8 protein-coding genes are annotated in these 6,188 nt (G+C 72.5%); 6 read left to right on the forward strand and 2 right to left on the reverse strand.

Going from position 1 to position 6,188, the window contains the following annotated elements; genetic code table 11:
* Positions 1–2 precede the first annotated feature (2 nt).
* Positions 3–416 carry an SsgA family sporulation/cell division regulator gene (locus tag ACZ7NC_RS08775; protein ID WP_471486175.1) on the forward strand — a complete coding sequence of 138 codons (414 nt, stop codon included), beginning with the start codon at positions 3–5 and terminating at the stop codon, positions 414–416.
* A gap of 11 nt (positions 417–427) precedes the next feature.
* On the opposite strand, the gene ACZ7NC_RS08780 is transcribed toward ACZ7NC_RS08775, so the two are convergent.
* A complete protein-coding gene (locus ACZ7NC_RS08780; RefSeq protein WP_471486177.1) occupies positions 428–889 on the reverse strand; it encodes an Lrp/AsnC family transcriptional regulator in 462 nt (153 codons plus the stop codon).
* Positions 890–997: 108 nt separating this feature from the next.
* Between ACZ7NC_RS08780 and ACZ7NC_RS08785 the strand changes: the two genes are divergently transcribed.
* The 4 genes from ACZ7NC_RS08785 to ACZ7NC_RS08800 all read left to right on the forward strand — a co-directional run bounded on the left by ACZ7NC_RS08785 (position 998) and on the right by ACZ7NC_RS08800 (position 3,802).
* Positions 998–1,897 (forward strand): methyltransferase domain-containing protein, encoded by a 900-nt coding sequence (locus tag ACZ7NC_RS08785; RefSeq protein WP_471486178.1) that lies wholly within the window; start codon positions 998–1,000, stop codon positions 1,895–1,897.
* A gap of 192 nt (positions 1,898–2,089) precedes the next feature.
* Positions 2,090–2,935 carry an LLM class flavin-dependent oxidoreductase gene (locus ACZ7NC_RS08790; protein WP_471486287.1) on the forward strand — a complete coding sequence of 282 codons (846 nt, stop codon included), beginning with the start codon at positions 2,090–2,092 and terminating at the stop codon, positions 2,933–2,935.
* A gap of 25 nt (positions 2,936–2,960) precedes the next feature.
* The gene (locus ACZ7NC_RS08795) at positions 2,961–3,458 is read left to right on the forward strand and encodes a hypothetical protein (protein ID WP_471486179.1); all 498 of its coding nucleotides are present in this window, start codon (positions 2,961–2,963) and stop codon (positions 3,456–3,458) included.
* Positions 3,459–3,499: 41 nt separating this feature from the next.
* Positions 3,500–3,802, forward strand: coding sequence for a hypothetical protein (locus ACZ7NC_RS08800; RefSeq protein ID WP_471486180.1), 303 nt, complete (start codon positions 3,500–3,502; stop codon positions 3,800–3,802).
* A gap of 273 nt (positions 3,803–4,075) precedes the next feature.
* Here ACZ7NC_RS08800 and ACZ7NC_RS08805 read toward each other — a convergent pair whose 3' ends face one another.
* Positions 4,076–4,435, reverse strand: coding sequence for a VOC family protein (locus ACZ7NC_RS08805; RefSeq protein ID WP_471486182.1), 360 nt, complete (start codon positions 4,433–4,435; stop codon positions 4,076–4,078).
* 128 nt (positions 4,436–4,563) lie between these two features.
* Between ACZ7NC_RS08805 and ACZ7NC_RS08810 the strand changes: the two genes are divergently transcribed.
* Positions 4,564–6,018, forward strand: coding sequence for an alginate lyase family protein (locus tag ACZ7NC_RS08810; RefSeq protein WP_471486289.1), 1,455 nt, complete (start codon positions 4,564–4,566; stop codon positions 6,016–6,018).
* Positions 6,019–6,188: the final 170 nt, after the last annotated feature.

Genomic DNA, 6,188 nt, shown 5'->3' on the forward strand with positions numbered 1-6,188 from the left:
CCATGCGCCACACCCTTGAGCAGCCCGTCCGCGCCCGCCTCGTCACCCCCGACTTCCCGGATCTGCCGATACGCCCGACCCTGCGCTACTCCGCCGCCGAACCCTTCGCCGTGCGCATCGACTTCCCCGCCCATGTCTCGGACGACGAGCGCGGGGTCACCTGGGCGTTCGCCCGCTCGCTGCTGGAGGAGGGGCTCGACTCGGCGGCCGGGCTCGGGGACGTCCGCATCGTGCCGTGCGGCAGGTCCCGTACGGTCATCGAGTTCCACGCCCCGCACGGCATGGCCGCCGTCCGATTCGGTACGGCACCCCTGCGGCGGTTCCTGCACCGCTCGTACGCCGTCGTCGAGCCGGGGAGAGAGGAGCTCGGGCCGGAACTCGACCATGGGCTGCTGTCCCTGCTCGACGGGGTATGAGGGTCGGTCGGTCAGTCGGTCTCGATGGGCGTCAGGACGCGCGTGCTCGTCTGCCGGTAGATCACCGAGCTGCGAAAGCTCACCACCTCACGGCGGGCGCTGAAGCGGTCCATGAGGAAGGCGTGCAGGTGCTCGATGTCCGGGACGGCCACATGGACGAGGAAGTCGTCGTCGCCGGAGACGACGAAGACCGAGACGACCTCCGAGAGTTGGCCGAGGTAGCTCTCGAAGTCCTGGATCACCTCGCGGCTCAGGGGACGAAGCCGGGCGAAGACCAGCGCCTGGAGCGAGCGGCCCAGCAGGCGTGGCTGTACGGCCGCGTGGTAGCCGGTGATCACCCCGCGGGCGCGCAGGGCGCGGACCCGTTCCAGGCAGGTGGAGGGTGCGATGCCGACTCTGCGGGCGAGTTCGCGGTTGGTGAGCCGTGCATCGCGCTGGAGATGGGTGAGGATCGCCGAATCAGTGTCGTCCATGGCCGTCATTCTTCCCGGGACACCGAATTTGGTTCGGCCGAGCCGCTCAACTCCCGCACCGCGCCGTACATTTCACCTGCCTGTCCGGACCGGAGGGAGCCCTCGCCCATGACGACCGCCGCCGCCCGACCCGTCGATTGGTCCGAGGAACGCCGCCTCGACGAGGAACGCCCCCTCGACGGGGAACGCCCCGGCGGGGTACGCCCGCTCGGCCAGGCCGTCGACCACTACGACCGCTTCCTCGCCGAGCACTACACCTGGATGCTCGGCGGCGATCTCGACGCGCTCGCGGCGGGGCAGCGGGCGGCTCTCTCGGCGTGGGGTGTGACGCCCGGTTCGGCGATCGGTTCGGTGGCCGGGGCGCTGGCCGTGGATCTGGGGTGCGGTCCGGGGCAGGCGAGCCTCGCGCTCGCCGGTCTGGGCTTCGACTCCGTCCTCGCGGTCGATCTGAGCCGGCCGCTGCTGGACGAACTCGCCGCGCACGCCGCGCACTTGCCGACGGTGCGGGTGGTGCGGGCGGATGTGCGGACCGCGTTGCGGGAGCTGGTGCGACCGGGGTCGGCGGGGGCCGTCGTATGCCTGGGTGACACGTTGACGCAGCTGCCGACCCGTGGGGATGTGGCCGCCCTCTTCGCCGATGTCGCCGCCGCGCTCGCGCCCGAGGGGACGGCCGTGTTCGCCTACCGCGATCTGACGGTCCCGCTCACCGGGACCGACCGCTTCCTGCCGGTGCGGGCCACCGAGAACCGGATCATGACCTGCTTCCTGGAGTACCCGGCCGACTTCGACGACTACACGGTCGTCGTGCACGACCTGGTGCACACCCGGGACGACCCCGACGCCGACTGGACGCTCACCGCCCGCAGTTACCGCAAACTGCGGCTCCCCCACGACTGGGTGCTGGAGCAGCTGCGCGCGGCCGGGCTGCGGGTGCGGCACGAGGAGCGCGGGGCGGGGGGCATGCGGACGGTCGTGCTGGAGCGCGGTGGTTCGCGGACGGGTCCGTAGCGCCTCCCCTTCCCCCCGGATTCCCCCCGGAAAATGGTTTGTCCCGCGAAGTCGGCCCGCCCTACGGTGAGTTGACTTCGACGAGACGTTCCCCTGAAACAGGCCGCAGCGCGGGAGCGTCCCACCTCGCTGAGGTGCCGGAGGGGCGGCAGCTCACTTTGTCGACCCCTCGTTTCGGAGGTCCCGTTCATGATGAACGTCGGTATCGGCCTGCCCATCGGCGACCCGGCCGCCCTGCTCACCTGGGCCCGGCGCGCCGACGCCGGTCCCTTCCATACCCTCGGTCTGCTCGACCGCCTGGTCTACGACAACCCCGAGCCGCTGGTGGCCCTCGCCGTCCTCGCGGGCGCCACCACCCGCGTCCGCGTCCAGACCGAGGTGCTGCTCGCCCCGCTGCGGGACACCGCCCTGCTGGCCAAGCAGGCCGCCACGCTGGACCTGATGACCGGTGGCCGCCTCGTGCTCGGGCTGGGCATCGGCGGCCGGGACGACGACCACCGCGTCGCGGGCACCGATCCGCGCACCCGGGGCCGTCGCCTGGACGAGCAGATGGCGTTGATGTGCCGCCTGTGGCACGGCGAGCCCTACGGCGACGGCATCGGCCCCGTCGGCCCGGTGCCCGCCCGCATCGGCGGCCCGGAGATTCTCTTCGGCGGCTTCAAGCCCGCCGCCCTCGAACGCGTCGCCCGCTGGGGCGACGGCTTCCTCGCGGCGGCGGCACCCTCCTGGGCGGGCGGCCTGTTCGACACCGTGCGCGGGTTCTGGAAGGAGTACGGCCGCGACGGCGCACCCCGCCTGGTGGCCCAGGTGAACGTCGCGCTCGGCCCGCAGCAGGTGCTCGACGACGCCCGTGACCGTATGCACGCGTACTACGCCTTCACGGGCACGCCCGACCGTATGGTCGCCGGACTGCTCACCACCCCCGCCGAGATCCGCGACGCGCTCACCGCCTACGCCGACCTGGGCGCCGACGAGGTCATGCTCTACTGCTACGGCCTCGACCCGGACCAGGTGGACCGCCTGGCCGGCGTGGTCTGACGAGTTCCTGCCCCTGGGAGGCCAAGTGTTGCTGCTGCTCCTGCTGTTGGTCCTCGTCGCGGTGATCACCGCGGTGGCTCTGGCCGGACACGGCAGCCGCACCCTGGCCGACCGACGGGTACGTCGTACCGGCGCCCCCGGCGTCCTGCGCGGGCTCGCGGCCCTCGCGGGCGCCGGGGCGTGCGCCCTGTACGCGTGGGGGCTGCTCGCCGTCTGCGGCGCGGTCCTGACGGCGGAGGACGGCGGCACCGACTCGGCTCCGCCCCAGTCCTGCCGGACTGCGGGCTGGTGGGAGCGGCATCAGCGGGGCATCGAGATCGCCGACCACACGGTGACGTACCTCCCGCTCGGGTTCGTGTGCGAGACGAGCGACGGCGGGAGTTACGACACCGGTGACGTGCCCGGGTACGTCAATCCGGCCGTACTGGTGCTCGCCCTGAGCGCCGCCGGGTGTGCCATCGGCGCGGGGTACGCGTCGGAGCTGCGGGCCCGGGCGGAGTCGCGTCGGGCCGCGGGCGGTTAGCCTCGGTTCCGCAAAGCGCGGCAGTAGTGGTTGGAGGCAGCATGGCGAAGGTTCCCAGCGGGGTGGTCGCCGCGGGTGGGCTGGTCGGTGGGTACGGCGTGGCCCGCTGGACGAGGCAGCGGCCACTCGGCGGGGCCGTACTGGCCGTCGCGGGGGCCGCCGCCGCACAGCGGTGGAAGCAGCAGGCGGGTGGCAGGGCCGCGGGGGCGCTGACCGCCGCGTATGTCGCCGCCTTCGCCGGATCGCATCCGCTGGCCAAGAAGGTGGGCGCGTGGCCCGCCGTGTTCGGGGTGGCGGGCGCGATGGCCCTGGCGTCCTGGGCGGTCGCGGACCGACGCGGCTGACCCCCGCTGCGGCCGCGGGACGCCGCTGGGCCGTGTCCGCAAAGTCCCGCCTGCCCCACGACGCCTGGCACGCTCCCCCACTGCCTTAGGGGCGTGGGAGGTGCCCCCACTCGCCGCACCGGGCAAAGCCCCGAGTACATCCAGTACAAGGGGCTCCGCCCGGCACGCCGAGAGCACGCACCAGACGCCGCGGGGCCCGCCCTCCGGGCGGACGACGGGACTTTGCGGACACGACCTGGGCCCCGCGACGCCGGCATGATCCAAACGACAGGCCTAGGCCTGGTGGCTCAGCACATTCACCACCCGCCCGGCCGGATCCCGTACGAAGAACCGCCGTACCCCCCACTCCTCGTCCCGGATCTCCCGCACGATCTCCGCCCCCGACGCCACCACCTGCGTGTACACGGCGTCGACGTCCTCGACCTCCACGCTCAGGTCGGAGACGACGGGGGCGGTGCGTTCCTCGGTGAGGAAGCTGATCTGGGCGGTGGGGTTGGCGGGGGACGCCATCGTCGACACCCAGCCCATGTCCATCACCTCCTCGAAGCCGAGCAGGCCGTAGAAGTCCCGGCTCGTCGCCATCTGCCCCTCGGACTCGACCTGGATGTTGGGGACGATCCTGCGGATGGTCATCGGTGCGGCTCCTGATCGGCGTCCGGAGTTTTTGTTATCCCCGGCAGTGTCCCCCCGTCTCCTCCTCGTCCCCAGCCGTAGGCACGCGAGGAATGAGCCACGTGACACGACAGATCAGCCGCCGGAGCATGCTCAAGGCCGCGGGCGCGACCGCCGGAGCCGTCGGTATCGGTACGGCCGTGATCCCCACGCCCGCCGTGGCGGCCGGCACCTACGCGCACCCCGGCCTCCTGCACACCCGCGCCGACCTCGACCGTATGGCCGCCAAGGTGAAGGCCGGCGCCGCCCCCTACACGGCCGGGTTCGCCAGGCTGACCGCCAACCGGCATGCGCAGAGCGGCTGGACGGCCAACCCGCAGGCGACCGTGTACCGGGGCGCGGGCTCGCCCCAGAACTACGCGACCCTCTACAACGACATCCACGCCGCGTACCAGAACGCCCTGCGCGGCCACGTCAGCGGCGACAGCGCCCATCTCGACACCGCCGTGGCCATCCTCAACGCGTGGTCGGCCAAGCTGACGAGCCTGGCGGGCAGCGCGGACCGTTTCCTGGCTTCCGGTCTGTACGGCTACCAGATCGCCAACGCCGCCGAACTCGTCCGCGACCACCCCGACTTCGCGCTCGACCGGTTCCGGGAGATGCTGACCGGCGTCTTCGCGCCGCTCAGCGAAGACTTCCTGGTCAGACACAACGGCGCCGTCGTCTCCAACTACTGGACCAACTGGGACCTGACCGCCATGTGCTGCGTCCTGGCGACCGGCATCTTCTGCGACGACAGGGCCCAGGTCGCCCGCGCCGTCGAGTACTTCAAGCACGGCGAAGGGCTCGGTTCCCTCAGGAACGCCATCCCCGTCGTGCACGACGACCAACTCGCCGAGTGGCTGGAGGCCGGCCGCGACCAGGGCCACGCGCTGCTCGGCGTCGGACTGATGGGCACCTTCTGCGAGATGGCCTGGAACCAGGGCATCGACCTGTACGGCTACGACGACAGCCGCTTCCTCAAGGGCGCCCAGTACGTGGCCAAGTGGGCCATGGGCGGGGAGGTGCCGTTCACCGCGAACACCCGCAGGAAGGGCGCGATCAACGGCTGGTCGGGGTCGGAGACCGTGACCGAGGCGGCGCCCGTGGACCCGGCGATGACCCGCCCCATCTGGGCGATGATCGCCAATCACTACACCAGGCGCCGGGGCCTGCCGGCGTCGTACCTCACGCGGATCGCCGCGAAGTCCGGGCCGGAGGGCGGCGGTGGGGACTACGGGCCCAACAGCGGCGGGTACGACCAACTCGGCTTCGGGACGCTGGCGTTCACGCGGGACAAGGCGCGGGGTGCGGGGAGCACGGGCGGTTCGCCGAGTCCGGCCGCGTCGGCCGCCGGTTCCGCCGACGCGGGGTCGGATCCCCGGCCGCAGACCGGGGCCGCGGCAGCGCCCTCGGCCTCCGCCTCCTCGGCGGCGGGCGGTGACCTCGCCGCCACCGGTTCGAACGACGTGCTCGGCTGGACCGCCGCAACCGGCGTCACCGCCCTCGCCGGTGGCCTGCTCCTGCTGCGCCGCCGCGACCGGGTCCGGCGCGAAGGGCGGTAGAGGGGCACGAGGGCGAGTCCCGGCGGGCCGGGCGAAGGGATCCTCGGTCCCAAGGCCACGGCTCCGGTCCGGCTTCCGGCTTCCGGCTTCCGGCTTCCGGCTTCCGGCTTCCGGCTTCCGGCTTCCGGCTTCCGGCTTCCGGCTTCCGGCTTCCGGCTTCCGGCTTCCGG

The sequence above is a fragment of the Streptomyces sp. NPDC111802 genome, from assembly GCF_055634335.1.